This window comes from Mycobacterium sp. MOTT36Y (genome assembly GCF_000262165.1).
Classification (GTDB): Bacteria; Actinomycetota; Actinomycetes; order Mycobacteriales; family Mycobacteriaceae; genus Mycobacterium; species Mycobacterium intracellulare.
The window spans coordinates 5,413,216-5,439,603 of the sequence record NC_017904.1 but is presented as its reverse complement, the minus strand read 5'-3'; the positions used below and the strand labels follow the sequence as shown (position 1 = coordinate 5,439,603).

Genomic DNA, 26,388 nt, shown 5'->3' with positions numbered 1-26,388 from the left:
CATTGTGGGCGAAATTCTGGGTAGTCCACGGCTGAAAGAGGAGGAATCACATGACACCGGGATTGAGCACCACGCTGCACACCTCGTTCGAGGACGCGGTGGAGCGCACCACGAGAGCGCTGGCCGACCAGGGTTTCGGCGTGCTGTCCACGATCGACGTCAAGGCCACGCTCAAGCAAAAGCTCGGCGAGGAGATGGAGGACTATCTCATCCTGGGCGCCTGCAACCCGGCGCTGGCGCACCGGGCGCTGAACGCTTACCGCCAAATCGGCCAATTGTTGCCGTGCAACGTGGTGGTGCGCTCCGACCCCGCCGGCGACGCGGTCTTGGTCGAGGCCATGGATCCCCAGCTCATGGTCAAGGTGACCGGCGAAGCCGGGGCGCTGCAGGAGGTCGCGGACCAGGCCACCACCAGGCTGCAAGCGGCGATCGGCGCACTCGGGTAACCGTCAGCCGCGCTCGCTGCGGGCCTCGGCGCCCGATTCGCCGGCGTCGAACGAGTCATCGGAGCCCGCGGCGCCCACGTACGAGCCGTCGTCCTCACCCGCGGCGGCGCGGGACCGAGCTTGGTGGGTGTCGGGTTCCACGTCTTCCTCGGCTTTGTGGCCTTTGCGGTCTGGCATGGCGGTTCCTTTCCTGGCGCGGCAACGTCCACCTCCCGAATTCCCCCGACGGCTCAGGCGAAACGGGGGCGGCGCGGCGTTCGGCGCCCGGGCGCTACCGCGCAGGAAGTCGAGCAGGGCCGCATTGAATTGGTCGGGATGGCTCGAGATGGGTTCGTCCGTCCACCGGCTGCCACCCGCGAGGGCTCGGTGTTAACCGTGCGGCCCACCGTTATTGTTAGCAGCCGAAACCAAGGAGAACACCCAATGCGCACCTTCGAATCAGTCGCCGACCTGGCCGCCGCCGCGGGCGAGGAGCTGGGCCACAGTGACTGGGCCACCATCACACAGGAAGACGTCAACCTGTTCGCCGACGCGACCGGCGATCACCAGTGGATCCATGTCGACCCGGAGCGGGCCGCGTCCGGGCCGTTCGGCACGACCATCGCCCACGGTTTCATGACCCTGGCGCTGTTGCCGCGACTGCAGCACCAGATCTACACCGTCAACGGCATCAAGCTCGCAATCAACTACGGCCTCAACAAGGTTCGCTTCCCCGCGCCGGTCCCGGTCGGCTCGCGGGTGCGCGCGCAGAGTTCGTTGGTCAGCGTCGACGACGTGGGCAACGGCGCCGTGCAGGCGACCATCTCGACCACCGTCGAGATCGAAGGGTCGGCCAAGCCGGCGTGCGTGGCCGAGAGCGTCGTCCGCTTCGTCGCCTGAAAACGCCGCGTCGACGCCTGAAAACGCCGCGTCGAACGTCGACCTGTTGCGGCGAAACGCGGCCTCTTCGCGCAACAAGTCCACGTTCGGGTGTCGCGCGGCCGCGGATCAATCCTCGCCGCGGGTGTCGATCACGCGCTGGGCGATGTCGATGAGCTTGGTCTGACTCTCCTGCGACAGCCGGCGCAGCAACTCGAAGGCACGCACGTCGTCCACGCCGTAGCGCTCCATGATGATGCCTTTGGCCTGCCCGATGCGGTCGCGCGACGACAGGGCCGATTGCATCTGCCGTCCGTGGCGCCCGGCCATGATCGCCGACGCGGCGTGCGCGGCGAACACGGTTCCGATGGTCTCGGCCTCGGTATCCCACACGTTGGGCCGGAAGCTGAACAGGTTCAGGGCGCCGGCGGTGCGCTCGGCGGTGTAGAGCTTGAACGACAGGCTGCTCAGCACCCCGTGTTCGACCGCCGCCGGCGCGTACTTGGGCCAGCGTGGTTCATCGCGCAGGTCGTCGCTGCGCACGATCGTTTCTTTCAGGGCGGCGTCGTGACAGGGGCCCTCACCGAAGTCGTGCTGCAGCTTGTCGAGCTTCGCGACCAGGCTGTCGGTGTCGGCGACCGATTCGAACTCCCCACCCGCCTTGAGCAGCAGCACCCCCGCGATATCCGCGGCAGGTATCAGCTCGACCGCGGCGGTGGTCACGTCGGCGAAAACGTCGTCCAGCGAGCGCGGGGTGGCGATCTCGCGGGCGAGCTCGGCAATGCGCACGGCCAACTCGTGCTTCGAGGCTGGGTCCAAAGACTCCATAGGGGCGCATTCTCCACGATGGATCCCCGACGCGTAACCCCGGCGATCAGCGGCCCCGGCCGGACGGCCGACCGATGGGAAATCGCGATGCCCCGAGTTTGGCGTCATAGGCCCCGGGTATCCGGCGTCGACCAGCCCCATCTCGATCCCCCAGGGAGGCCCCAGTGTTTGTGCACAACAAAGATCTTCAATTCGAGGTACGGGTCGACCGGCCCGACCCTCGATTCGCGTCGCTGCTGATGGACCAGTTCGGCGGCGCCAACGGTGAACTCACCGCGGCACTGCAGTACTTCACCCAGGCTTTCGTGCTGCGGCAGAAGAACCCGAAAATGTATGACCTGTTCATGGATATCGCGACCGAGGAGCTCAGCCACCTCGAAATGGTCGGGTCGATGATCACCATGTTGCTCGACGGGCTCAACGACAACCTCAAGATCGCCAACGAGAAATGCGACTGGATGCCGGCGGTGGCGGCGAACGGCGGCGGCCGGGACGGCCTCATCCACTCGGTCGCGGTCAACCCGCTGTTCCTGGTGCTCAGCGGCGGCGGGCCGGACGTCAAGGACTCCGGCGGAAACAACTGGACCGGCGCCTACATCGACGCCAACGGCGACCCGACCGTCGATCTGCGCAACAACGTCGCGGCGGAATCGCGCGCCAAGATCGTCTACGAATACCTCAAGCAGTTCACCGACGACCCCGGCGTCCAGGACACGCTGACGTTCCTCATGACGCGCGAGGTCGCGCACTATCAGCAGTTCACGGCAGCGCTCAACGAGCTTCCGGTGAACTTCCCGCCGGGGCAGCTGCCCGGCGACCCGCGGTTCCAGAACGTGGCGTTCAACATGTCCAACGGGGGCGGCGAGTCCGTTCGCGGTCCGTGGAACCAAGGACAGGGCCCCTGGCCCGAGGGCACGGAATGGGAGTACGTGGAAAAGCCCGAGCAGCAGTGGCTGGGCGGCGCCACGCGCAAGAACACCGGCGCCAAGGAGAACCCGCAGGGCTCGCCGGCCGTCAACGCCGAGAAACCGTTCACGCACGAACAGCACGTTCCCACAGGCTAATTGGAGACGAGATGGCCGGGCGTCCGATCAAGACGCCCGGCCATCGTCGTTGCCGTGTCAGTGCATCTGCGGATCCGGCGGATTGTCCTTCCCGCGGCCGGTCACCGCGTCCCGGACGTGGTCGACGATCGCCGCGCCCATCCCCATCGTCTTGAGCACGGCCGGGTTGGGTGGGGTATCGGGGTGCGGCCGGGTCGGAGCGATCTTCTTTGCCGCTTCCAGCTTTTCGCCGATCTTCTCCAACTCCTCACGGCTGAGCACCGTTTCGACTTGGGGCCACACCTCATTCTGTTCGTAGGCGATGTGTTCGCGGCCCGCCTTGACGAACTCCTGCAGCGCCTCGTGGTAGTCCGGCTCACCGGGTTTACCGTCCTCGAGACGTTGCAGCAGCTTCTTTCCGGCCTGCTCCTGCTCGATCGCCTTGTCGACGAGTCCATCGCCGATCGCGTCGCGCACGGCCGGCCAAAAGAATTGTTCCTCAATCGCTTCGTGCTGGGATTCGGCGATGATGAGGTTGTTCACCATGGTTTCCAGGCCGCTCGCCTGCTCGCCGGGGCCCGACGGCGCGCCGTCGAGCGTCTCCAACAGACCGAGCACGCTCTTGTGGTCCTGACGGAGAAAAGTGATTGCGTCCATGCTTTGCCTTCCCATTGGGCTGTCCCTCGAAGTTGGGTGCGGATACCCGGGCCCGGGGCTTCGAAACAGCTTCGAAACGACTGCGCGCCGAAGGTCGCTCAGCGCAACTTCGGCAGGACATCGGTGCGGTAGAAGTCGATGGCGGTGATGGGGTCGTCTTGGGGAAAGTGCAGGAAGGGCACGGCCCCGGCGTCGAGCACCCGCTGCACGGCGCTGATGTGCGGGGCCGCGTCGGTGCCGACGGTCCAGCCGGCCAACACCTTGTCGACGGGGTTGGACTCGGCCGCGCGCTGGATCTCGACGGGATTGGGCTGGTCGACGGCGCCGGCCGTGAAACGCCACAGCGTAGCGGCGCGGGCCGCCTCGGCATTGCCGCCGACGACCGCGAACAGTTCGGCGCGTTTACCCAACGTGGCGACATCCCGCCCGGCGGCCTGCGCTCCGGAACCGAAGGCCGCCAACAGTTTTGGGTCCGTCACATCGTGGGCCTGGGTGATCCAGCCGTCCCCGTGCTGCCCGGCCAGTTTCGCGCTCTTCGGGCCGCCGGCCGCCACGAAGATCGGCGGCGGGGTGGCCGGCACGTCGTAAAGCTTCAACGAGTTCGTCTGAAAGTATCTCCCCGAGAAGGAGATTCGCGATCCGCTCCACAACCGGCGGATCAGGTCGATCGCTTCGACCAGCCGGTCATGGCGCTCCGCGTAGTCGCCGTAGGCGTTGGTGGTGGCCTGTTCGTTGAGCCGTTCACCGGTGCCGACGCCCAGGAACACCCTGCCCGGGTTGAGGATTGCCAGCGAGGCGAAGGCGTGGGCGACCGTGGCGGGGTGGTAGCGGTAGGTCGGGCAGGTCACCCCGGTGCCGAACGAGATCCGGCTGGTGGCGCTGCCGACCAGCGCCAGCGTGAGCCACGGGAACATCGAATGGCCCTGGTTGTCCTGCCAGGGCTGAATGTGGTCGCTGGCCCACACGTGGTGGAAGCCGGCCTCTTCGGCCGCCTGGGCCTGCGCCACCAGCCGGTCGGTGCGGAACTGCTCGTGGGACAGCACGAACCCCACGCCCCTGCCCGACGGCGGTGGCGGACCGGCGGACGTGGCGTGGTCGGTGCCCGGTGTCGTGCAGCCGTCCGACAGCCCGACGGACCCGAGCATGCCCGCGCCGACGGCCACCCGCCCGAACGCTCGCCGCGACATGCCGGTCACCCGGGTCGGCATACCCGCGCCGCATCACCTCAACACCCACTAGCGTGACGTGGATGACCCCGCACGTCCGCCCGGCGCTCAAGGCCGACGTCCGCGAGCTGTCGCGCACGCTGGCCCGCGCGTTCTACGACGACCCGGTGATGGTCTGGCTGATGCCCGAGGCGGACAAGCGCACCGCGGGCCTGAGCCGGCTGTTCGCGACGATGACCCGCCACCATCACCTGGGCCGCGGCGGCGTGGAGGTGGCCACCGAGGATTCGGGCATCGGCGCTGCGGCGCTGTGGGATCCGCCCGGCCAGTGGCAGGAGACGCCCGGTGCGCAGCTGGCGATGACGCCCACGTTCCTGCGGGTGTTCGGTCTGCGCTCGATGCGCGGCCGCGCGGTCCAGGAATTGATGAAGAGCGTGCACCCCGAGGAACCGCACTGGTATCTGGCGGTCATCGGCAGCGACCCGGCGGTCCGTGGCCAGGGATTCGGTCAAGCCCTGATGAGGTCGCGTCTGGACCGCTGCGACGCCGAATACTGTCCGGCCTACCTCGAATCGACCAAATTCGAAAACGTCCCGTACTACGAACGTTTCGGCTTCACCGTCACCCGCGAGATCGTGCTGCCCGACGGCGGCCCGACGATGTGGGCGATGTGGCGGGCGCCGCGGGCCGTTTAGTCACCCAATCCGGCGGGCAACCGTTTTGGCATGAGCGAGAACCCCCAAGCCGACGATCTGGTCGATCCCGCCGACTTTCCCGAGGAGGGCGGACCGGGCGACACCCTGAACGCGAGCGAAGGAACCGACTCCGACGAACTGCGCAACGACGACGGCGACATCGTCGTCGATCCCCCCGAGGGCTGGAGCGAGGCCAATCGCTTCGGTGTGACGGCGAGAGAAGAACGGGAGGGCGAATCCCTCGACGAGCGGCTGGCCGCCGAGGAGCCCGATGTGCCCGATGACATCGAGCCCGTGGACGACGGGCCGCGGCGCGCGCATCGCGGCCAGATCGACGGCACCCCGGAAGACGGCGATTCGCTCTACGACGTGGTCGACGAGTAAGTCAGTGCTCGCCTGTTTACTGCAGCCGATGCGATCAGGGAGTGCTCTGCCACCCGGCGATGCCGGTCGCGATCATCCGCAACTGCTTGACCGCGAGCCGGCGGATGTCCTCGGTCGCCTCCGCGCTCTGCGAATCCTCGATGGCCTCCGCGATGACGATCATGGCGTTGACGAACAGGGTCGCCAGCACGTTGAGATCCTCGGTGGTCCACTTGTTCAAACCGGGGAAACGCGCCAGGTCGGTGGCCAGCTCGGACGTGATCAGCCGGATCTCGGTGCGAATGGCGTAGCGCAGCACGGACAGGCCGCTGTTGCGCTCGCGACCGATCAGCCTCCAGTGCTCGCGCCGGTCGGCCACGCTGGCGACCAGGATCTCGACGGACGACTCGATGACCCGGTTCGGGTCGAGCTTGCCGGCGCGCGCGTCGCGCAAGGTGTCACGCAGGCTGCGAAACGACTCGTCGATCAGGACCAGGCCGAGCGCCTCCATCGATTCGAAGTGGCGGTAAAACGCCGCCGGCACGATCCCGACCTCGCGGGTCACCTCGCGCAGGCTCAGGCTGGAAAAGCTGCGGTCCTGCAAGAGCTTGAGCGCCGCGGCGATGATGGCACGCCGCGTCGCCTCCTTGCGCTCCTCGCGCGACTGGCTTTCCCGCGAGCGTTCGCGTCCGGAGCCGCGCGCCCGTGAGCTAGGAGTACGGCTGTTCACTGTGTGAACCCTACCACATCGGGCCAGTAAACCCTTGACTACCTGGCCGTTGCGACCGCACGGTGTACATATGTTCACTCAAAACGCTCAAGCTTCTGGTCGGGTCCTCGCTCGGATGTTCCGGCAGCGCGTGCTGGGTTCGGAGCTCCTAGACCTGCTGACCGGTCCGCACGGCGTCGACCGCTACACCGAGCTCGTCGCACCGACATGGACGCTGGGCGACGCCCGCGCCAAGGTGACCGACGTGCGCCGGACCACACCCCGCAGCGTCACGCTCACCCTGACACCCAACGACACCTTCCTGGCCACCCACACGGTCCGGGCCGGCCAGTACGTCAACCTGACCGTCGAGATCGACGGGCGCCGCCACACCCGCTGCTATTCCCCGGCCAACGCCGAAGGGGCGGCCACCCTAGAGCTGACCATCGGCCGCCACGAGGGAGGGCTGGTCTCGAACCATCTGTACGAACACGCCCGTCCCGGCATGGTGGTCGGTTTGGCCGGCGCCGGCGGCGACTTCACGCTGCCCGGGCCGCGGCCCCGGCGGATCCTGTTCGTCTCCGGGGGGAGCGGGATCACCCCGGTGATGGCGATGCTGCGCACCCTGGTAGCCCAGGGGCATCGCGGCGAGATCGCCTTCGTCCACTACGCCCGCACGCCCGCCGAGGCGTGCTACCGCGACGAGCTGGCCGCGCTGCCGTCGGTGCGGGTGCTGCACGGTTACACCCGCGCCGACGGCGGCGACCTGGCCGGACGCTTCGGCCCGGAACACCTGGCCGCCGCGATGCCCTCACCCGACGCGGTATTCGTCTGCGGCCCAACGGCTTTGGTCGAGTCCGTGCGGGAGCACTGCGACACCGTGTACACCGAAAGCTTCGTCCCTCCGGCCTTCGAAACACCGGCTAACCCGTCAGGAGGGCGAGTCACGTTCTCCGACAGCGGCGTTGACGTCGTCGACGACGGACGCCCGCTGCTGGAACAGGCCGAATCCGCCGGCCTGTCCCCGGAAAACGGGTGCCGGATGGGCATCTGTCACACCTGCACGCGGCGCAAAACCGCCGGCACCGTGCGCAACCTGGTCACCGGCGCGGTCTCGACCGCACCCGATGAGGACGTGCAGATCTGCGTGTCCGTTCCGGTCGGTGACGTGGACGTGTCCCTTTAACAGCAACCAAGCTCGCGAATGTGAAATACGCGACGGCCGCACGGCGTGTCGCGTCGCGAGATTCACAGTCGCGGCAGAATCCGGAGGAAAAGCCATGACACCCAACAAGATCACCCTGACACCCGAGCAGGCCGAGGATTTCGGCCGCGAGCTCGACGCCATAAAAGAGCGCGTGATGGCGGACCTCGGCGAAAAGGACGCCGACTACATTCGCCGCGTCATCAAGACCCAGCGTGCGCTGGAGGTCGGCGGGCGCGTGCTGCTGTTCCTGCCGCCCGCGTGGCTGCTGGGCACCGGCATGCTCGGCATCGCCAAAATACTGGACAACATGGAGATCGGCCACAACATCATGCACGGCCAGTACGACTGGATGCGTGACCCGGCGATCTCCGGCCGCACCTTCGAGTGGGACACCGCGTGCCCGGCCGATCAATGGCGGCACTCGCACAACTACATGCACCACACCCACACCAACATCGTGGGAATGGACCGCGACATCGGCTACGGGATCCTGCGGATGAGCGAGGACCAGCGCTGGCAGCCCTACTTCCTGGGCAACCCGCTGTATGCCTTCCTGCTGATGGTGCTGTTCCAGTACGGTGTCGCGCTGCACGAACTGGAAACCGAGCGCATCCGCTCCGGCGAGATCCGCCTCGAGGACAAGCGCGAGGTGCTGCGCGCCATCTGGCGCAAGACCCGGCGCCAGACGCTCAAGGACTACGTCGCCTTCCCGCTGCTCGCCGGCCCGTTCGCGCCGTTCGTCTTCACCGGCAACCTCACGGCCAACCTGATGCGCAACGTGTGGTCGTACATGATCATCTTCTGCGGCCACTTCCCGGACGGCACACAGGAATTCACCGTCGAGGAAACCCGGGACGAGTCGCGCGGCATGTGGTACTTCCGCCAGGTCCTCGGCTCGGCGAACCTCACCGGCGGCCGGCTCTTTCACCTGCTCTCCGGCAACCTCTCCCACCAGATCGAGCACCACCTGTTCCCGGACATGCCGGCCCGCCGCTACGCGGAGATCGCGCCCGAGGTGCAACGGATCTGCGAGCGCTACGGCATCCCGTACAACCGCGGTCCGCTGCTGCGGCAGTTCGGCACCGTCGTCCGCAAGATCGTCAGGCTGACCTTCCCGGACAGCTGGCGGCCCAAGGTCGGCGCCGACGCGCCCGCCGCCCGCGAGCCGGTCGCCGCGTAACTCGGTGCCGTCCACGCATTGCCTTGCGCCGGACGAGGGGGACAATGAGGTCCGTGGAATGGACCGGCGCGCGCTACGCGGACACCCCGACGGTGGAGGCCTCGACGTGGATCGACGCCGACCCGCAGCGGGTCTGGAGCCTGGTCTGCGATATCGAGCTGATGCCTGCGGTCAGCAACGAGCTCCAGGCCGTGGAGTGGGCCGAGGGATCGGACGGCCCGCGGGTCGGCGCCCGCTTCGTCGGACACAACGAGCACGAGGCGTTCGGGCAGTGGAGCACCACGTCTGAGATCGTCGCGTGCGACGAGCCACGCGAATTCGCCTGGGCCGTCGGCGGTCCCGATAACCCGGCCTCGATTTGGCGATTCCGGCTGGCGCCCCGCGACGGCGGCACGGCCCTGAACTACTGGATGCAGATGGGGCCGGGACGTTCGGGGTTGTCGACCGCGATCGACTCGATGCCCGACAAGGAACAGAAGATCGTGTTCGTGCGGATGCGGGAGTTCGAGGCCGCGATCGGAAAGACCCTGGCCTCGATCAAACGGCTGGCCGAGCACGGAGTGCGGTGATGCGGACCGCCACCACGGTGGAGTTCTCCGGTACCGGGGACGACGCCGGGCAGGCGGTGGCGCTCGCGGTCGAGGCGGAAAAGCTGGGCCTCGATGTGTGTTGGGTGGCCGAGGCGTGGGGCGCGGACGCGCCGTCGGCGCTGGGCTACCTCGCCGCCCGCACCGAGCGGATGCTCCTGGGATCCGGCGTGTTTCAGGTCGGTACCCGCTCGCCCGTCCTGATCGCCCAGACCGCGATCACACTCGCCAATCTGTCGAACGGGCGGTTCCTGCTCGGGTTGGGCGCCTCGGGCCCGCAGGTGATCGAGGGCCTGCACGGCGTCTCGTTCGACCGGCCGCTGGCGCGCACCTCCGAAACCATCGACATCATCCGGCAGGCGTTCGCGGGCGGAAAGATCTCTTACACCGGTAAGGAATTCGAGCTTCCCCGCCCCGGCGGCGAGGCGGTGCCGATGCGGTTGTCGACGCGGCCGCAGCACCCGATCCCGATCTACTTGGCCACGCTGTCACCGGCGATGCTGCGGTTGACCGGGCGGGTCGCCGACGGGTGGTTGGGCACCAGCTTTGTCCCGGAAGGCGCCGAGGACGCCTATTTCCGCCACCTTGACGACGGCCTGGCGGCCGCCGGCCGCGCCCGGGCCGACATCGACATCTGCCAGGGAGCCGAGGTCGCCTTCGCCGCCGACGATGACGAGTTGCGGGGCATGGTCGCGGGCCGCAAGAAGGAGCTCGCGTTCAGCCTCGGCGGCATGGGATCGTCGAGCACGAACTTCTACAACCGGGCCTACGGCCGGCAGGGCTGGGCCGAGGTCGCCGCCGAGGTGCGCGAGCGCTGGCAGCGCGGCGACCGCGACGACGCGGCCACGCTGGTGACCGACGAGATGGTGCTGGCGACCACGCTGATCGGGACCGAGGAGATGGTGTCCGCGCGCCTCGCGGTGTGGCGCGACGCCGGCGTGAACACCGTGCGGCTCTATCCCGCGGGCGACACGCTGGACGCCAAGCTCGAGACGCTGGGCCGGGCCATCGAACTGGTCCGCGCGGCTTCGAATTCTTGAGGGCCGCCGAACGTGCACTGGTGGCGGGTTTTTCGCGCGTTTTCCGCCCTCGTTACACGCTCGGCGGTTCAGCTGGTCGTCGTCGGCGCGTCGGCCGCCTTGACGAGCTTCACCTCCGGCCGCTGCGGCACGCCGTCGGCGAGGAACCACCGGAAGGCCAGGTTGCCGCGCGGATAGCCCAGCGTGGTCAGGGAATTCGGGTGTGCCGTCTTCGCCCCGGACAGCACGATCGTCACCGAGCCGTCACTGTTGGCGACGGCGCTGTGGCCGTTGATCGAGCAGCGCGCGTCGGGGCCCTCCGCCGCGCCGTAGGTGGCCATGAACTGGTTCCACACCACCATGTTCCAGAACCTGCACGCCGGCGGGCGATGGGTGATCACCAGCGCCTCGTCCTCGTCGAGCACGAAACTGCCGTACGAGTAGCAGGCGTCGCGCGCCGACCAGCCGAAGTTGGCGTCCGGCACCTGGTAGGGCTCGGCGAACGCGTTTGCGGCGTGGGCGGTTTCGTGCCCGAGGGCGTGCGCGTCTTCGACCCGGTTGCCGACGGCCAGCGGCACGATGGCGAACATGGTTTGCAGCCACGTCGTGACCGCGCGCAGGCGCGCCGCCGTCTCGGCGTCACCGTGGCGGATCGGCGCCGGCTCGTCGAGCGCCTCGATCCGCCAGACAACCGGGCGCCCGGTCAGGGGGTCGGCCTGATAGTCGCGGGTCATCAACACGGCCGCGTCGGCCGTCGGCGGGAATTCGAAGGAGAAGTTGCCGTCGACGTCGACGTCGAGGTCGGTGTCGCGGAAGATCGCGACCACCCGGTCCGACCACGCCCCGAGCGTCGGCTCGTTGTAGGCGGTGACCGAAAAGTACACGCTGTCACCCTTGTTCCCGCTGATGCGATAGCGGCGCGCCGGGTCGACCGGGCAGATGTGGTAGTAGGCGTCGGTGTTGTCCCCGCCCCAGCGGCGGTCGCGGCGGAACGGCGTGTTGACCGCGACGAATTGCGGCCGATCGGGTTCGGGGAACAGGTAGGTGTCCAACGCCACGCCCAGCGTGGTGGCGAGCATGCGGTAGCCGTCGGCGATGTGCCGGTCATCGGTGACGGCGCGGTCACCCTCCAAAAACGAGCGATCAAGGCCGCCAAGGGTTTTCAACAGATCCTGCCACGCGACCGTCGATTCGTGCGTCATGCGCTGATTCCTTCCAGGAGCAACCGTGTCGTGCGATCGACCCACGCGTCATCGAGCTCGGTGGGGCGGGTGAGCAGGGCGACCAGCGTGATGCCGGCGATGGTTTCGGCCAGTTCCGCGGCGGTGACCTCCGGGCGCACGTCGCCGCGCGCCGCCGCCGCCGCGAGCCAGTCGCCCAGCCCGCCACCGATGACGCCGGCGAAGCGCTCCAGCAGAGCCGAGTGCAGGCTCGGATCCGCGGCCATCTCGCCGATCAGGCCCGGCAGGGCCGCCCGGGCGGACGGCGTGGTGAGGAAAACCATTGTGCGGCGCACCATCTCGCGCAGGCCGTCGGCCGTCGAGCCGGTATCCGGGATGGCGGTGCCGGCGCCGATGGGGAACACCGCCTCATGCACCAGATGCGCCTTGCTGGGCCAGCGGCGGTAGATCGCGGGCTTGCTGGTGCCGGCCCGCTCGGCGATGGCCGACACCAACAGCCCCGGATAACCGGACTCGGCGAGCAGTTCAACCGTCGCGCGCAACACCGCGGCGTCGATACGCGGATCACGGGGCCGGCCAAAATCACCATCCATTACGAAACTGAGAGTAACATAAGTCGCCGTGACCGATGCCGTTCGCTCCGTTTCCCTCGATGACCTGGCCACGCCCCGATTCAGCGTCGAGGGTCAGCAGATCCTCGACATGATGAGCGCTATGGCCCCGCAGTGCCCGTTGGACGCCGACGCGCTGCACGCCCAGGCCAGTGCGGACACCGGCCTGCACGATTTCGGGCCCGACGACTACCGCGAACGGCTCGACGTCTTCCTCGCCGCGCTGCGCGAGATCGACGGGCTGCACGGCGCCGGGGCGGTCAACTTCTACGGGCAGCTGCTGCAGATCCTGAAGAACCGGCTACTGCTGGCCGACCTGTTGCGGCGCCATCCCGAGATCAACGACATCGAACTGACCTCGCCCGTGGTGATCGCCGGGCTGCCCCGCACCGGCACCACGCACCTGCACAACCTGCTGGCGGCGCCACCCACCTTCCGCACCATGCCGTACTGGGAAAGCAACGAGCCCTTCCCGATGCCGAACGAGGTTGGCGTGCAGCCGGATCCGCGGCGGGCCCGGATGGACGTCGCGGTCGGGGTGATCAACACGGTGATGCCGCATTTCGCGCTCATGCACGAAATGACCACCGACCACGTCCACGAGGAGATCCAGCTGCTGGCCAACGACGTGTCCACGATGCTGCTGGAGACGCTCGCCCACGTGCCCCGCTGGCGTGACTACTACCAGTCCCATGACCAGACGCCGCACTACGAATACCTGGCCACCCAGCTGCGGGCGATGCAGTTCCTGCGCGGGGGCCGGCGCTGGCTGCTCAAGTCGCCGCAGCACCTCGAACAGGTGCCGGTGCTGGATCGGGTGTTCCCCGACAGCATCGTCGTGTTCACCCACCGCGACCCGGTGCCGGTGGCGCTGTCGATGATCACGATGATCACCTACTCCGCGCGCATGCACCGCTCGCCGGTGCCGGTCGAGCAGATCGCCAACTCCTGGATCGACCGCCTCGATCAGATGCTCAGCGCGCTGGTGCGCGACCGCGACACCATCGGCCCGGACCGCTCGGTCGACATCCGGTTCGACGACTTCATGGCCGACGAAGCCGGCGTGGCCGAGCGCGTCTACGCCCTCGCCGGCGAGCCCTACACCGATGAGGCGCGCCAGGCCGTCGCCGGCTACCTGGCGGGTCACCGCCGCGGACGCCTGGGCAACGTCAAAACGTCGTATGAGATGTTCGGCCTGAACGAGCACAGCCTGCGCCGGCGCTTCGCGCCCTATGTGGAGCGGTTTCTGGCCTAACCCTTTCCGAGCCGCTACGTTCTCAACACATGGTCACCATGCCCACGCTGGACGGCGTCGAACACCGCTACGTCGAGCTCGGAAACGGCGTGACGATCCACGTCGCCGACGCGGGCCCGGCGAGCGGGCCGGCGGTGATGCTGGTGCACGGCTTCCCGCAGAACTGGTGGGAATGGCGCGAGCTGATCGGCCCGCTGGCCGCCGACGGGTACCGGGTGTTGTGCCCGGACCTGCGCGGCTCGGGCTGGAGCTCGGCGCCGCGCACCAGCTACCGCAAGGACGAGATGGCCGACGACCTGGCCGGGGTGCTGGATCGGTTGGGCGTCGCGTCGGTCAAGCTGGTGGCCCACGATTGGGGCGGACCGGCCGCGTTCATCATGATGCTGCGCCATCCGGACAAGGTGACCGGCTTTTTCGGGGTGAACACCTCGGCGCCGTTCGTCAAGCGCTCCCCGTCGATGCTGCGCAACGTCTGGCGGTTCTGGTATCAGATCCCAATCTCGTTGCCCGTCATCGGCCCCCGGGTGATCAGCGCGTCGAACCCGCGGTTCCTCCGCCTGCTGGGGTCATGGGTCGGCGGCGGCTACACGCTGCCCGAGGAGGACGTGCGGCTGTACCTCGAATGCATGCGGCAGCCCGGCCACGCCGAGGCGGGGTCGCGGTGGTACCGGTCGTTTCAGACCGGGGAGATGCTGAGCTGGATGCGCGGCGAGTACGACGGGGCCCGCGTCGACGTCCCCGTTCGCTGGCTGACGGGCACCGAAGACCCGGTGATCACGGCCGACCTGACCGAGGGATATGCCGACCACATCAAGGATTTCGAGGTCGAACTGGTCGATGGGGTCGGCCATTGGATCGTCGACCAGCGACCCGATCTCGTGCTGGATCGGGTCCGGGCCTTCCTCGCCGAAAAGTAAACCGGGTGCGGGCTTTTCGGCGCACCTAGTCGACGCCGATGGTGACTTCGGTCGATTTGATGAACACGGTCGCCGGCTGGCCCACCTTGAGCCCGAGGTCGGTCGCGGCGTCCCTGGTGACCGACGACGTGACGACCTGATCGCCGCCGTCGAGCGTCACCTTCACCACGGCCATCACGGTGCCGAGTTCGACCTCGGTGATCTTTCCCCGGAGCTGGTTTCGAGTCGAGAGCCGCATCGCAGAATCCTCCATGTCAGAACGGGCGGGGTCTGCGGTGAGCCTAGCCCCGCCGGGCCGGGCCCGGGATGGCTTGCGACACCTCGATTTACGGCGCCGGACGCGCTCAATGCCGCGGGCCGAGCAGGGCTACGGACGCATCCACCGCCGGTTCCACGATTTCTCGGACCGGTGTTCCGTCTTCGACCGCAAGTGCGGTCAGCTCCCGCAGACCGCCCAGCAGGATCACGGCCAGGGGCGCGGTCAACGGCGGCAGCTTCGCGCGCCGGAACCCGGGACTGGCGCTGAGGTCGATCAACAGGCTGGTCAACAGCTGCAACCCGCGGCGCTGGACCGGGCGAGCGGCCGCACCCAGCGACGGCAACTCACGGATCCAGCTCAACGTGATGGCCGGGCGCGCCTCGATGTAACCGACATAGGCCTCGACCGCCTGCCGGATCTGTGCGTGCCAATCGGCGTCGGGATCGACCGACGCCGCGATCTTCGCGCCCAGTTTCTCGATGTCGACGGCCAGCAACTCGAGAAAGCACTCCTCCTTGCCCGCGAAGTGGTCGTAGAAGGTGCGTTTGGACGTGCGCGCGCAACGGACGACGTCGGCGACGGTGCTGGCGCGATAGCCGCGTTCGGTGATCGACGTGGCCAGGCCATCGAGGAGCCGGAGGCGGAAAGGATCGACCTCGTCGAGAGCGGGGTCGCCATCCGTTGCTGTCATTGCTGAGGTCACGGCCCGCACCCCCTTTCGGTTCGAAACGCACCTTGTCAGCTTTGGTACTGCAGAGTACCGTACTCGGAAAGGTCCGTGGTACATCGCGGTACCAACTCCGGCCCGGCAGACGTGGGGAGCAATGACGCCATGAGTGAACTAGCCACCGTCCCGCCGGCCACGGTTCGCCTGCCCCCCGCGGTCCGAAGCCCGAAGCTGGTGCAGGGCGTCGGTTTTGCCGTGTCGCGGCGGATGATGATGCGACGCCTGTCACGCCGCTACGGCAACGTCTTCACGCTGCGGCTGCCGATGTGGGGGCGCGTCATCATGGTCAGTGATCCACAGCTGGCCAAGCAGATCTTCACCACCAGCCCAGACGAACTCGGCAACATCCAACCCAATTTGAGCAGACTGTTCGGTCCCGGCTCCGTATTCGGACTCGAGGGCGACGACCATCGCCGGAGGCGGCGGCTGTTGGCGCCGCCATTTCACGGCAAGAGCATGAAAAATTACGAAAGCATCATCGAGGAAGAAACGCTGCGCGAGATGGCCGGCTGGCCGGAGGGCAGCCCGTTCGCGACGTTGCCGCCGATGATGCGGATCACGCTGAACGCCATCCTGCGCGCGGTGTTCGGCGCCGAGGGGGCCGAACTCGACGAGCTGCGCAGGCTCATCCCGCCGTGGGTCACCCTGGGCTCACGCCTTGCGGCGCTGCCGAAGCCGAAGCGCTATCCTCGGTTCGGCCCGTGGGGCAGGTTGGACAAGTGGCGGCGCCAATACGACATCGTCATCGAGAAGCTGATCGCCGCGGAGCGGGCCGACCCGGATTTCGCCGAGCGGACCGACGTGCTGGCGCTGCTGCTGCGCAGCACCTACGACGACGGTTCCGCGATGTCGCACAAGGACATTGGCGACGAGCTGCTGGCCCTGCTGGCCGCCGGGCACGAGACCACCGCGTCCACGCTGGCATGGGCATTCGAGCGGATCAGCCGACACCCCGAGCTGTTGGCGAGGCTGGTCGAGGAGGCCGACGGGGCCGATGAGGGCGGCAACGAGCTGCGCCAAGCGACGATCCTCGAGGTGCAACGGGCCAGGACCGTCATCGATTTCGCCGGTCGCCACGTCTACCCCGAGGCCTACCGGCTCGGCGAATGGGCGATCCCGCGCGGCTACTCGATCATCGTCGGCATCGCGCAGATACACGACAACCCCGACGTGTTCCCCGATCCGCGGCGGTTCGACCCGCAACGCTTCATCGACACCAAACCGTCGGCGCTGTCCTGGATCCCGTTCGGCGGCGGGACCCGCCGCTGCGTCGGCGCGGCGTTCGCCAACATGGAAATGGACGTCGTGCTCCGGACCGTGCTGCGCCACTTGACAATCGAGACCACGGATGCGCCCGGTGAGCGGTGGCATTGCCGCGGTGTGGCGTTCACCCCGAAGGACGGCGGCCGGATCACGGTGCGCCGGCGCTGAATTCGCCGGGGACCGCTACTGGCTGGAGGCGGCCCGATGCGGCAGCTTCCAGCCCGGGCGGATGAAGTGGCAGGTGTATCCGTTCGGATAGTGCTGCAGGTAGTCCTGGTGCTCGGGCTCGGCCTCCCAGAAGTCGCCGGCCGGGCTGACCTCGGTCACCACCTTGCCGGGCCACAGGCCGGACGCCTCGACGTCGGCGATGGTGTCCAGCGCGATCCGCTTCTGCTCCTCGTCCAGGTAGAAGATCGCCGACCGGTAACTGGGGCCGCGGTCGTTGCCCTGGCGGTCTTTCGTTGTCGGGTCGTGGATCTGGAAGAAAAACTCCAGGATCGCCCGGTAATCGGTTACGGCCGGGTCGTAGATGATCTCGATGGCCTCGGCGTGGGTGCCGTGGTTGCGGTAGGTCGCGTTGGGGACGTCACCGCCGGTGTAGCCGACCCGGGTCGAGACCACCCCCGGCTGCTTGCGGATCAGTTCCTGCATTCCCCAGAAGCAGCCGCCGGCGAGAATCGCTTTCTGGTTGGTCATCGCTCGTCCTCCTCACCCGCCACAGTGAGGCCCAGGCTACACTCCGCCGATGAGCTGCAATGGTGCCGCGAAATCATGAGCACGTCCAAGTTCTCCCGTAGCGAACTGGCCGCCGCGTTCGAGCAATTCGAAGCGACCGTCGATGCGGCCGCGCGGTCGCACGACTGGGACGCGTGGGTCCAGCACTACACACCCGACGTCTTGTACATCGAACACGCGGCGGGCACCATGCACGGCCGCGACGAGGTCCGGCAGTGGATCAGTGCGACGATGGGCAGCTTCCCCGGCAGTCACATGGTCGCGTTTCCGTCGCTGTGGTCGGTGATCGACGAGGCCACCGGGCGCATCATCATGGAACTCGACAACCCGATGCGCGATCCGGGTGACGGCACGGTCATCGGCGCGACCAACATCTCGATCATCACCTATGCCGGTGATGGCCTGTGGCGTCAGCAGGAAGACATCTACAACCCGCTGCGCTTCGTGCAGGCCACGTTGAAGTGGTGCCGCAAAGCGCAGGAGCTCGGCACCCTCGACGAGGCCGGCGCGCAATTCATGGAGCAATACGGAGGCGCCCAGTGACCGCCAGGCCCAAACTCGTCATCGGCGCCAACGGCTTTCTGGGTTCACACGTCACGCGCCAGCTGGTCGCCAAGGGCCATGAAGTGCGGGCCATGGTGCGCGAGAACGCCAACACCCGGTCCATCGACGACCTCGAGCTCACCCGGTTTCACGGTGACGTGTTCGACACCGCCGTGCTGCGGGAGGCCATGGACGGGGTCGACGACGTCTACTACTGCGTCGTCGACACCCGCGCCTGGCTGCGCGACACCTCGCCGCTGTTTCGCACCAACGTCGAGGGGCTGCGCAACGTCCTCGACGTGGCGGTCGCACAACCCGACCTGCGCCGGTTCGTCTTCACCAGCACCTACGCGACGGTCGGCCGGCGGCGCGGGCGCGTGGCGACCGAGGACGACATCGTCGCCACCCGCGGGTTGTCGGACTACGTCCAATCCCGGGTCCAGGCCGAGAACCTGGTGATGCGCTACGTGGCCGAATCCGGGCTGCCCGCGGTCGCGATGTGCGTGTCGACGACCTACGGCAGCGGCGACTGGGGCCGCACCCCGCACGGCGCGTTCATCGCCGGCGCCGTCTTCGGCAAGCTGCCCTTCACCATGGACGGCATCCAGCTGGAGGTCGTCGGTGTCACCGACGCCGCGGAGGCCATGCTGTTGGCCGCCGAGCGCGGCCGCATCGGCGAGCGATACCTGATCTCCGAGCGAATGATCGCGCTGACCGAGGTGGTGCGGATCGCGGCCGACGAGGCCGGCGTGCCGCCGCCGCGACGTTCCATCCCCGTTCCGGTGCTGTACGCCCTGGGCGCCCTGGGCAGCCTGCGAGCCCGGCTCACCGGCAAGGACGCCGAGCTCAGCCTCGCGTCGGTGCGCATGATGCGCGCCGAGGCACCCGTCGACCACAGCAAGGCCGTCCGCGAATTGGGTTGGCGGCCACGCCCGGTCGAGGAGTCCATCCGCGAGGCGGCCCGATTCTGGGCCGCCATGCGAAATGCCAAGGGTAAGAGCGCGACTCCCCGCTGAACGCCACGCCGACCGCTGTTCAGGACGCGGCGCGGCGCTGGGCGTGGGACTAGCCTCGAGCGGGTGAATACCGAGCGAGTGTCCGTCGATCTCACCGGGGCTCCCCAGACCATGCTGGCGACGTTCTACGCCAAGGCGCTGGACGCCGACTTCGACAAGCCGATCCTGGGTGATCGGTACGCGAAGGAGATCGTCGATCGCATCGACTACGACTGGAAGAAGACGACCATCACCGCCCGGCGGGCGCCGTCGGTCACTACCCGTTCGGCACACTTCGACGAGTGGACGCGCAAATTCCTTGCGGCGCACCCGCGCTCGGTTGTGCTGCACGTGGGCTGCGGACTGGACAGCCGGTTCTTCCGCGTGCAGCCGGGTCCGGACGTGCGGTGGTACGACGTCGACTACCCCGAGGTCGCGGCGCTGCGCGCCCAGCTCTACCCGAGCCGCGAGCACTATCGCGTGATCGCCGCCTCGGTCACCGACCCGTCATGGCTGAGCGAAATCCCCACCGATCGCCCCACGCTGATGATCGGGGAGGGGCTGACCATGTACCTGACCGAGCAGGACGGCACCGCGTTGCTGCGCCGGGTGGTCGACCGGTTCGGCTCGGGTGAGCTGCAGTTCGACGTGTTCAACTGGCTCGGGATCAAGTCGCAATGGCTCAACTCCGTGGTGCGACGGTCGGGATCCACGCTGCGGTGGGCGATCAACGGGCCCGACGACATCATCGCGGCCGTACCGGCGGTGCGGCTGCTGGCCTGCGAGCGCTGGTTCGAGTCGGACACCTTCGCACGATTGCCACGCTCCTCCCGACTCCTGGGAAGGGTGATGTCGCTGATCCCCGCCGCCGCGAACATGTCCCAGTACCATCGCTACGCATTCGGCCCGCCGGACGGGAAGGGTTGACGGCGGCCGGGTGTTACAGCCCCAATAGGCGTCTGTAGGAGGTATCGACCATGGCCCACCGGCAAGTCCTCGAGCCGAACGCGGGGCACCCGATCACCATCGAACCCACCCAGGGCAGGGTGCAGGTCCGCGTCAACGGCGAACTGGTGGCCGACACCACCGCCGCGCTGGAACTGCGCGAAGCCACAATCCCTGCGGTGCAATACATTCCGATCGCCGACGTGCAACAGGATCGGCTCACCCGCACCGACACCAGCACGTATTGCCCGTTCAAGGGCGACGCCAGCTATTACAGCGTGACGACCTCGTCCGGTGACACCGTCGACGACGTGATCTGGACCTATGAGCAGCCGTATCCGGCGGTCGCCGCGATCGCCGGGCACGTCGCGTTCTACCCGAACAAGGCCGACATCACCGTCTCGGCTCAGTAGGGGACCCATCCGGGGAGGGCGGACGCCGTCGCCCGGGTGTCGCCGTAGAGGCGCATCGAGACGATCAGCCCGGCGCGGGTGTCGAAGATGCACACGAACGGGCTGTCGTAGGAGGTGCCGTCGGACGTCGTGCCGGTGGCCTGTGCCTCCACCACCACCGTCTCTCCCTCGTTGACGCAGCGCACCAGGTCGATGACCAGCTCGAGGTCTTGTTTGCGCCGCTCGACCGCGCGCCGGAAGGTGTCCTTGTCGCATGCGGTGCGCGTGTAGAGCGTCCAGAAGGTGAAGTCGTCGCGCAGCAACGCGAAGCCCTCGTCCAGATCGCCGCCGTCGCTGATGCTCTGCAAAAACATCCAGGCCAGTTCGCCCTGAGGGTCATCGAAGGGCGTCATCACACCGCAATACTGACTGGGGACGGAGTTCAGGGTCAATCGAGCGGTCGGAGAGTCATCAGGTGAAAAGCACGCGCACGGTCGTGTTCCCCGGGGCCGCCAGCTTCGGGCACACGTTGTCGCCGCTGCGCCGCGGCCCCGCGGATCCCTGCTTCCGCGCGACCGGCGACGGCTCGATCTGGCGGACCAGCCTGCTGCCCACCGGCCCCGTCACGGCCAGGATCAGCCGCGCGGCCCCCAACGCCGCGCACTGTGTGGCGTGGGGGAGCGGCGCGGGTGAGTTCGTCGAAATGCTGCCCGCCCTGCTGGGTCTCGAGGACGACGCCTCCGACTTCGTGCCGCGGCATCCGACGGTCGCCGCCGCGCACCGGCGGGTTCCGCACCTGCGGCTGGGCCGCACCGGGCTGGTGCTCGAGGCGCTGATCCCGGCGATCATCGAGCAGCGGGTGCCCGGCGCCGACGCGTTCCGCTCCTGGCGCGTGCTGGTGACCAAGTACGGGACACCGGCGCCGGGGCCCGCCCCCGAGGGCATGCGGGTGGCGCCGTCGGCGCAGCGGTGGCGAACCATCCCGTCGTGGGAGTTTCATCGCGCCAACGTCGACCCCAGGCGCGCACAAACGGTGGTGACCTGCGCGCAGCGCGCCGCGTCGCTGGAGCGGCTGACATCACGGCCGGCGGCACAGGCGCGGGCGGCCTTGACGTCCCTGCCGGGCGTGGGGGAATGGACCGCCGCGGAGACGGCCCAACGCGCCTTCGGCGACGCCGACGCCGTATCGGTGGGCGACTACCACATCCCCAAGATGATCGGCTGGACACTGCTGGGTGAGCCCGTCGACGACGCGGGAATGCTCGACTTGCTGGAGCCGATGCGGCCACATCGCCAGCGCGTGGTCCGGCTGCTCGAGGCCAGCGGATTGGCCTACGAACCGCGCCGGGGCCCGCGCCTGCCGGTGCAGCAAATCCACTCACTGTGATCCGTCGCGTTTTTCGGCGTCGCCATCGGGTACCCAGCAGAGCAAGAAAGTGTGTGGGAACCCCACGGAAGGAAGCTAGGAAACACGCGATGACTCAGTTCACAATTCCGGGATTGACCGACAAGCAGGCGGCGCGGCTCACCGAACTGCTGCAAAAACAGTTGAGCACCTACAACGATCTTCACCTGACGCTCAAGCACATTCACTGGAACGTGGTCGGCCCGAACTTCATCGGCGTGCACGAGATGATCGACCCGCAGGTGGAGGCCGTGCGTGGCTTCGCCGACGATGTCGCCGAACGCATTGCCGCCCTGGGCTCTTCGCCGCAGGGCACGCCGGGTGCCATCATCAAGGACCGCTCGTGGGACGACTATTCGGTGGGCCGCGACACCGTCCAGGCCCACTTGGCCGCGCTGGACCTCGTCTACAACGGCGTGATCGAGGACATCCGCCAATACATCGACGAGACCGACGAACTCGACCCGGTGACCCAGGACCTGCTGATCGGCCAGGCGGGCCAGCTGGAGAAGTTCCAGTGGTTCGTCCGGGCGCACCTGGAAAGCGCCGGCGGTCAGCTCGCCCACGCGGGCAAGAGCACCGAGAAGTCCGCCGCCAAGAGTGCGCGCAGCAAATCCTGACACCCTCAGTCGCACACTTCGCGCCATCGCCCCGGCAAATCGATGCCGGGGCGATGGCGCGTCGGCTTGGCCGCCACGCAGGTGCCGACCGCCCGGAATAAGTGGACCCTAGTCCGGTTATACCGGGTAGTCCGCTCTACGAGGAGGTCAAATGCCTGCAGTTACGGCCAACCCACTGACATTGCCGCGCGTCCGCGGCCCCGGCCCCGCCGACACCGAGCGGCCAGTGCGATCGATCACCACGGGCCCGCGCGGGTACGAGGGTGAGGGGTTCCCGGTCGTGCGCGCCTTCGCCGGGGTCGGTAGCGCCGCCCTGGATCCCTTCGTCCACATGGACCAGATGGGCGAGGTGAACTACCAGCCCGGCGAACCCAGGGGCACCGACTGGCACCCGCACCGCGGCTTCGAAACGGTGACCTACATGCTCGACGGGAAATTCGCGCACCAGGACTCCCACGGCGGTGGGGGGCTGATCACCGACGGAGCGACCCAGTGGATGACCGCCGGCTCGGGCATCCTGCACATCGAGACGCCGCCGGCCGAACTCGTCGAGAGCGGCGGACTGTTCCACGGCGTCCAGCTCTGGGTGAACCTGCCGAAGAAGGACAAGTTCGCGCCGCCGCGCTACCAGGCCATCGAGGGTGGTGACGCCGCATTGGTCGCGTCCGACGACGGCGGGGCTCTGATCCGCATCATCGCGGGCGAGATCGACGGCCACCGGGGGCCCGGGGTCACGCACACGCCGGTCACGCTCGCGCACGCGACGGTCGAGAACGGCGCCCGGCTCAACATCCCCTGGCGGCGCGACTTCAACGCGCTCGTGTACGTGCTGTCGGGCAGCGGGTACGTCGGGCCGGTCGCCCACCCGATCCACCAGGGGCAGCTGGCGGTCCTGGGCCCAGGCGACCGGATCACCGTCGGGGCGGAGCGAGCTCGGGATTGGGGCGACGCGACCGCCATTGATGTCCTGCTTCTAGGTGGGCGGCCCATTCGCGAGCCGGTATTCCACTACGGGCCTTTCGTGATGAACACTCGCGCGGAATTGATCGAGGCGCTCGAGGACTATCAAGCCGGAAAATTTGGCGCTATTCCGCCAAATGCACTAATGCCCCACCATGGCGGTGGCACACTCTAGCAATGCTTCCACGGGGGACTCGCAGGCCGGGCCGTCCGCCTGCGGCGAAGGCGGACGAGACCCGGAAACGAATCATCCAAGCTGCTCGTTTGGTGTTCAGCGAACGCGGCTACGACGGCGCGACGTTCCAGGCCATCGCCTCCCGTGCCGACCTGACCCGCCCGGCGATCAACCATTACTTTTCGAGCAAGCGAGCGTTGTATCGGGAAGTTCTGGAGGACACCAACGAATTCGTCATTGCGGCCGGTATCAAAGAGGCGGACGCCGAAACCGGGCTGGTCGCGCGGCTGACGGCCTTCATCTCCGTGGCCGTTAGGGCTAATTCGGAAAATCCCGCCGGATCGGCGTTTTTAATCAGCGGCGTACTCGAGTCCCAGCGCCATCCGGATTTGACCGGAACCGACAACTCGTCGGTGCGCGTGTGCCGCGAGTTCCTGTTGCGCGCCGTCAACGACGCGATCGAAAACGGTGAGCTCGCGGCGGACGTCGATGCGTCGGCACTGGTCGAAACCCTGCTCGTCATCATCTGCGGGGTGGGCCTGTACGCGGGCTACGTCGAGAGCTACCAGCAGATGCTGGCCGTCACCGGAATGCTGCGCCAGCTGCTGGAGGGCGCGCTCTGGCGTCCGGGGGCCTAGCCCGCCGGGCGGCGCAGTGAAGTTGCGCACAAAGCGTATAGGCTAACTAACTTATCCCGGTACCATGGTCGGGATATGACTGACCTGGATGCCTCGATGCCGCCTTCCGTGCGGTCTGCCGGCGACAGCTGGTCCATCACCGAACTCGTCGGCGCCACCGCGCTGGGCGTCGCCGCGTCGCGCGCGGCGGAGACCGCCGGCGCCGACCCGCTGATTCGTGACGAGTTCGCCCGCCTGCTGGTGTCGTCGGCCGGCCCCGCGTGGGCGCGGCTGGCGGACCCGGAGCTGTCCTGGCTCGCCGACGATCAGCACGGGCGGCGCGCGCACCGGACCGGCATCGACTACCAGGCCGTGCGCACCCACTTCTTCGACGAATACTTCGACGGCGCAGTGCGTTCCGGGATCCGGCAGGCGGTGATTCTGGCCGCGGGCCTGGATTCGAGGGCCTACCGGCTGGACTGGCCCACCGGCACCACGGTCTACGAGATCGACCAGCCCAAGGTGCTGCAGTACAAGTCGGGCATCCTGCAGCAGCACGGCGCCGTGCCCACCGCGATCCGCCATCCCGTCCCGGCGGACCTGCGCGAGGATTGGCCGGCCGCGTTGGCCGCCGCGGGATTCGACCGCACGCAGCCGACCGCCTGGCTGGCCGAGGGGCTGCTGCCGTACCTGCCCAGCGACGCCCAGGACCGGCTGTTCGAGATGTTGACCGCGCTCAGCGCGCCCGGCAGCCAGGTCGCGATCGAGGTGTTCGGCATCAACTCGCGGAGCAACTCGCAGCGCTGGTTGCGGATGCGCGAGCGGCTCGGCCTGGACGTCAACGTCCAGGCGCTGACCTACCACGAGCCGGACCGCTCGGACGCCGCCGCGTGGCTTTCCGACCACGGCTGGCACGTGCACGCCGTGGACAACCGCGAGGAGATGGCCCGACTCGGCCGCGCGGTGCCCGACGACCTTTCCGACGAGGCGGTGCGCAGCACGTTGCTGCGGGCGCGCCTCGGCGAAACCGCCTTTTGACCTTCGCCTGCCCAAGACCCAAGGAGTTAATGCATGAGCTCGCTGCGCACCCACGACGACACCTGGGACATCAAGAGCAGCGTCGGCACCACCGCGGTCATGGTGGCCGCCGCGCGGGCCATCGAGACCGAGCAGCCCGACGCGCTGATCCGCGATCCCTACGCCCGGCTGCTCGTCAACAACGCCGGTGCCGACGTCCTGTGGGAAGCCATGCTCGACCCGGACGTCGTGGCCAAGATCGAAGCCATCGATGAGGAATCCGCCGCCCGGATCCAGCACATGCGCGGCTACCAGGCGGTGCGGACCCACTTCTTCGACGAGTACTTCGCCGACGCCGTCGCCACCGGGATCCGGCAGGTGGTGATCCTCGCGTCGGGGCTGGACTCGCGGGCCTACCGCCTCGACTGGCCGGCCGGCACCACGGTGTACGAGATCGACCAGCCCCAGGTGCTGGACTACAAGACCACCACGCTGGCCGAAAGCGGCGCCACGCCGTCCGCCGATCGCCGCGAGGTGGCGATCGACCTGCGCGAAGACTGGCCGGCCGCGCTGCGCGCCGCGGGTTTCGACCCGACCCGGCCGACCGCCTGGCTGGCCGAGGGACTGCTGATGTACCTGCCCGCCGAGGCGCAGGACAAGCTGTTCACGCAGATCGGCGAGCTGAGTCCGGCCGGCAGCCGGGTCTCCGCCGAAACCGCACCGATGCACGCCGAGGAGCGGCGCCAGCAGATGCGGGAACGGTTCAAGAAGGTCGCCGACCAGCTCGGCCTGGAGGAGACCATCGACGTCGGCGAGCTGATGTACCGCGACGAGCACCGCGCGAACCTCGCCGACTGGCTCAACGACCACGGCTGGCGCGCCACGGCGCAGAACTCGATCGACGAGATGCACCGCCTGAACCGCGGGGTGCAGAGTTTCGAGCTGGACCAGGACAAGGACGCCTTCTCCGACTTCGTGATCGCCGAGCGCCTGTAACGGCGCGGTTACCGCCG

General features: G+C 68.0%; 33 protein-coding genes. 22 read left to right on the top strand and 11 right to left on the bottom strand.

Going from position 1 to position 26,388, the window contains the following annotated elements; translation table 11 throughout:
- Positions 1 to 50: 50 nt before the first annotated feature.
- Positions 51 to 446, top strand: coding sequence for a DUF302 domain-containing protein (locus W7S_RS24950; RefSeq protein WP_008262125.1), 396 nt, complete (start codon positions 51 to 53; stop codon positions 444 to 446).
- 3 nt (positions 447 to 449) lie between these two features.
- On the opposite strand, the gene W7S_RS27250 is transcribed toward W7S_RS24950, so the two are convergent.
- Positions 450 to 623 (bottom strand): hypothetical protein, encoded by a 174-nt coding sequence (locus W7S_RS27250; protein WP_008262122.1) that lies wholly within the window; start codon positions 621 to 623, stop codon positions 450 to 452.
- A 246-nt stretch (positions 624 to 869) separates the two neighbouring features.
- Here W7S_RS27250 and W7S_RS24945 point away from each other — a divergent pair, with 246 nt between their 5' ends.
- The gene (locus W7S_RS24945; RefSeq protein ID WP_008262120.1) at positions 870 to 1,325 is read left to right on the top strand and encodes a MaoC family dehydratase; all 456 of its coding nucleotides are present in this window, start codon (positions 870 to 872) and stop codon (positions 1,323 to 1,325) included.
- A gap of 108 nt (positions 1,326 to 1,433) precedes the next feature.
- Here the strand turns inward: W7S_RS24945 and W7S_RS24940 are convergent, their stop codons facing one another.
- Positions 1,434 to 2,132, bottom strand: coding sequence for a GAF and ANTAR domain-containing protein (locus W7S_RS24940; RefSeq protein WP_008262118.1), 699 nt, complete (start codon positions 2,130 to 2,132; stop codon positions 1,434 to 1,436).
- 164 nt (positions 2,133 to 2,296) lie between these two features.
- On the opposite strand from W7S_RS24940, the gene W7S_RS24935 reads away from it, so the two are divergent.
- Positions 2,297 to 3,196, top strand: a complete 900-nt coding sequence (locus W7S_RS24935; RefSeq protein WP_008262116.1) for a manganese catalase family protein — start codon at positions 2,297 to 2,299, stop codon at positions 3,194 to 3,196.
- 57 nt (positions 3,197 to 3,253) lie between these two features.
- Here the strand turns inward: W7S_RS24935 and W7S_RS24930 are convergent, their stop codons facing one another.
- Complete coding sequence (locus tag W7S_RS24930) at positions 3,254 to 3,832, bottom strand: hemerythrin domain-containing protein (RefSeq protein ID WP_008262113.1); 579 nt, start codon at positions 3,830 to 3,832, stop codon at positions 3,254 to 3,256.
- Positions 3,833 to 3,930: 98 nt separating this feature from the next.
- Positions 3,931 to 5,028 carry a F420-dependent hydroxymycolic acid dehydrogenase gene (locus W7S_RS24925; RefSeq protein WP_085976525.1) on the bottom strand — a complete coding sequence of 366 codons (1,098 nt, stop codon included), beginning with the start codon at positions 5,026 to 5,028 and terminating at the stop codon, positions 3,931 to 3,933.
- A gap of 53 nt (positions 5,029 to 5,081) precedes the next feature.
- Here W7S_RS24925 and W7S_RS24920 point away from each other — a divergent pair, with 53 nt between their 5' ends.
- Both W7S_RS24920 and W7S_RS24915 read left to right on the top strand, forming a co-directional pair.
- Complete coding sequence (locus tag W7S_RS24920) at positions 5,082 to 5,693, top strand: GNAT family N-acetyltransferase (RefSeq protein WP_008262103.1); 612 nt, start codon at positions 5,082 to 5,084, stop codon at positions 5,691 to 5,693.
- Between the two features lie 30 nt (positions 5,694 to 5,723).
- Entirely contained in the window at positions 5,724 to 6,077 is a 354-nt protein-coding gene (locus W7S_RS24915; RefSeq protein WP_008262101.1) for a hypothetical protein, read from the top strand.
- A 34-nt stretch (positions 6,078 to 6,111) separates the two neighbouring features.
- On the opposite strand, the gene W7S_RS24910 is transcribed toward W7S_RS24915, so the two are convergent.
- Complete coding sequence (locus W7S_RS24910) at positions 6,112 to 6,786, bottom strand: TetR family transcriptional regulator (protein ID WP_008262100.1); 675 nt, start codon at positions 6,784 to 6,786, stop codon at positions 6,112 to 6,114.
- A gap of 70 nt (positions 6,787 to 6,856) precedes the next feature.
- On the opposite strand from W7S_RS24910, the gene W7S_RS24905 reads away from it, so the two are divergent.
- From W7S_RS24905 to W7S_RS24890, 4 genes are all read left to right on the top strand, one after another.
- Complete coding sequence (locus W7S_RS24905; protein WP_036429571.1) at positions 6,857 to 7,951, top strand: ferredoxin reductase; 1,095 nt, start codon at positions 6,857 to 6,859, stop codon at positions 7,949 to 7,951.
- A 94-nt stretch (positions 7,952 to 8,045) separates the two neighbouring features.
- Positions 8,046 to 9,152: an acyl-CoA desaturase gene (locus W7S_RS24900; protein WP_008262096.1), complete on the top strand. Its 1,107-nt coding sequence runs from the start codon at positions 8,046 to 8,048 to the stop codon at positions 9,150 to 9,152.
- A gap of 44 nt (positions 9,153 to 9,196) precedes the next feature.
- Entirely contained in the window at positions 9,197 to 9,721 is a 525-nt protein-coding gene (locus tag W7S_RS24895; RefSeq protein WP_197095504.1) for an SRPBCC family protein, read from the top strand.
- The gene (locus W7S_RS24890; protein ID WP_008262092.1) at positions 9,721 to 10,779 is read left to right on the top strand and encodes an LLM class flavin-dependent oxidoreductase; all 1,059 of its coding nucleotides are present in this window, start codon (positions 9,721 to 9,723) and stop codon (positions 10,777 to 10,779) included. The genes W7S_RS24895 and W7S_RS24890 overlap by 1 nt, the downstream gene beginning before the upstream one ends.
- Positions 10,780 to 10,847: 68 nt before the next feature.
- On the opposite strand, the gene W7S_RS24885 is transcribed toward W7S_RS24890, so the two are convergent.
- Entirely contained in the window at positions 10,848 to 11,960 is a 1,113-nt protein-coding gene (locus tag W7S_RS24885; protein WP_008262089.1) for a DUF1214 domain-containing protein, read from the bottom strand.
- Positions 11,957 to 12,532, bottom strand: coding sequence for a TetR/AcrR family transcriptional regulator (locus W7S_RS24880; RefSeq protein ID WP_009956660.1), 576 nt, complete (start codon positions 12,530 to 12,532; stop codon positions 11,957 to 11,959). The genes W7S_RS24885 and W7S_RS24880 overlap by 4 nt, the downstream gene beginning before the upstream one ends.
- Positions 12,533 to 12,560: 28 nt before the next feature.
- Here W7S_RS24880 and W7S_RS24875 point away from each other — a divergent pair, with 28 nt between their 5' ends.
- The gene (locus W7S_RS24875; RefSeq protein WP_008262086.1) at positions 12,561 to 13,805 is read left to right on the top strand and encodes a sulfotransferase; all 1,245 of its coding nucleotides are present in this window, start codon (positions 12,561 to 12,563) and stop codon (positions 13,803 to 13,805) included.
- A 29-nt stretch (positions 13,806 to 13,834) separates the two neighbouring features.
- Positions 13,835 to 14,722 (top strand): alpha/beta fold hydrolase, encoded by an 888-nt coding sequence (locus tag W7S_RS24870; RefSeq protein ID WP_008262085.1) that lies wholly within the window; start codon positions 13,835 to 13,837, stop codon positions 14,720 to 14,722.
- Positions 14,723 to 14,747: 25 nt separating this feature from the next.
- Here the strand turns inward: W7S_RS24870 and W7S_RS24865 are convergent, their stop codons facing one another.
- Positions 14,748 to 14,960 (bottom strand): molybdopterin-binding protein, encoded by a 213-nt coding sequence (locus W7S_RS24865; protein ID WP_008262084.1) that lies wholly within the window; start codon positions 14,958 to 14,960, stop codon positions 14,748 to 14,750.
- Positions 14,961 to 15,066: 106 nt separating this feature from the next.
- Positions 15,067 to 15,672: a TetR/AcrR family transcriptional regulator gene (locus tag W7S_RS24860; protein ID WP_008262083.1), complete on the bottom strand. Its 606-nt coding sequence runs from the start codon at positions 15,670 to 15,672 to the stop codon at positions 15,067 to 15,069.
- A 141-nt stretch (positions 15,673 to 15,813) separates the two neighbouring features.
- On the opposite strand from W7S_RS24860, the gene W7S_RS24855 reads away from it, so the two are divergent.
- Complete coding sequence (locus W7S_RS24855; RefSeq protein WP_008262081.1) at positions 15,814 to 17,139, top strand: cytochrome P450; 1,326 nt, start codon at positions 15,814 to 15,816, stop codon at positions 17,137 to 17,139.
- Between the two features lie 15 nt (positions 17,140 to 17,154).
- Here W7S_RS24855 and msrA read toward each other — a convergent pair whose 3' ends face one another.
- Positions 17,155 to 17,667: a peptide-methionine (S)-S-oxide reductase MsrA gene (gene msrA, locus W7S_RS24850; RefSeq protein ID WP_008262080.1), complete on the bottom strand. Its 513-nt coding sequence runs from the start codon at positions 17,665 to 17,667 to the stop codon at positions 17,155 to 17,157.
- Between the two features lie 75 nt (positions 17,668 to 17,742).
- On the opposite strand from msrA, the gene W7S_RS24845 reads away from it, so the two are divergent.
- From W7S_RS24845 to W7S_RS24830, 4 genes are all read left to right on the top strand, one after another.
- The gene (locus tag W7S_RS24845; protein WP_008262078.1) at positions 17,743 to 18,249 is read left to right on the top strand and encodes a nuclear transport factor 2 family protein; all 507 of its coding nucleotides are present in this window, start codon (positions 17,743 to 17,745) and stop codon (positions 18,247 to 18,249) included.
- The gene (locus tag W7S_RS24840) at positions 18,246 to 19,265 is read left to right on the top strand and encodes an NAD-dependent epimerase/dehydratase family protein (protein ID WP_008262076.1); all 1,020 of its coding nucleotides are present in this window, start codon (positions 18,246 to 18,248) and stop codon (positions 19,263 to 19,265) included. The genes W7S_RS24845 and W7S_RS24840 overlap by 4 nt, the downstream gene beginning before the upstream one ends.
- A gap of 78 nt (positions 19,266 to 19,343) precedes the next feature.
- Positions 19,344 to 20,171: a class I SAM-dependent methyltransferase gene (locus tag W7S_RS24835; protein ID WP_014712548.1), complete on the top strand. Its 828-nt coding sequence runs from the start codon at positions 19,344 to 19,346 to the stop codon at positions 20,169 to 20,171.
- A gap of 50 nt (positions 20,172 to 20,221) precedes the next feature.
- A complete protein-coding gene (locus W7S_RS24830) occupies positions 20,222 to 20,602 on the top strand; it encodes a DUF427 domain-containing protein (RefSeq protein WP_008262071.1) in 381 nt (126 codons plus the stop codon).
- Here the strand turns inward: W7S_RS24830 and W7S_RS24825 are convergent.
- Positions 20,596 to 20,994 carry a nuclear transport factor 2 family protein gene (locus tag W7S_RS24825; RefSeq protein ID WP_009956648.1) on the bottom strand — a complete coding sequence of 133 codons (399 nt, stop codon included), beginning with the start codon at positions 20,992 to 20,994 and terminating at the stop codon, positions 20,596 to 20,598. The two genes, W7S_RS24830 and W7S_RS24825, sit on opposite strands and share 7 nt — an antisense overlap.
- Before the next feature lie 62 nt (positions 20,995 to 21,056).
- Between W7S_RS24825 and W7S_RS24820 the strand changes: the two genes are divergently transcribed.
- From W7S_RS24820 to W7S_RS24795, 6 genes are all read left to right on the top strand, one after another.
- Positions 21,057 to 21,968 (top strand): DNA-3-methyladenine glycosylase, encoded by a 912-nt coding sequence (locus tag W7S_RS24820; RefSeq protein WP_008262067.1) that lies wholly within the window; start codon positions 21,057 to 21,059, stop codon positions 21,966 to 21,968.
- Between the two features lie 89 nt (positions 21,969 to 22,057).
- Positions 22,058 to 22,606 (top strand): Dps family protein, encoded by a 549-nt coding sequence (locus W7S_RS24815; RefSeq protein ID WP_008262065.1) that lies wholly within the window; start codon positions 22,058 to 22,060, stop codon positions 22,604 to 22,606.
- A 151-nt stretch (positions 22,607 to 22,757) separates the two neighbouring features.
- Positions 22,758 to 23,741 (top strand): pirin family protein, encoded by a 984-nt coding sequence (locus W7S_RS24810; RefSeq protein ID WP_014712547.1) that lies wholly within the window; start codon positions 22,758 to 22,760, stop codon positions 23,739 to 23,741.
- Between the two features lie 2 nt (positions 23,742 to 23,743).
- Positions 23,744 to 24,379 carry a TetR/AcrR family transcriptional regulator gene (locus W7S_RS24805; RefSeq protein ID WP_041298126.1) on the top strand — a complete coding sequence of 212 codons (636 nt, stop codon included), beginning with the start codon at positions 23,744 to 23,746 and terminating at the stop codon, positions 24,377 to 24,379.
- Positions 24,380 to 24,454: 75 nt separating this feature from the next.
- Positions 24,455 to 25,396 (top strand): class I SAM-dependent methyltransferase, encoded by a 942-nt coding sequence (locus W7S_RS24800; protein WP_008262053.1) that lies wholly within the window; start codon positions 24,455 to 24,457, stop codon positions 25,394 to 25,396.
- Positions 25,397 to 25,429: 33 nt separating this feature from the next.
- Positions 25,430 to 26,371 carry a class I SAM-dependent methyltransferase gene (locus W7S_RS24795; protein WP_008262051.1) on the top strand — a complete coding sequence of 314 codons (942 nt, stop codon included), beginning with the start codon at positions 25,430 to 25,432 and terminating at the stop codon, positions 26,369 to 26,371.
- The last annotated feature ends 17 nt before the right edge of the window (positions 26,372 to 26,388 follow it).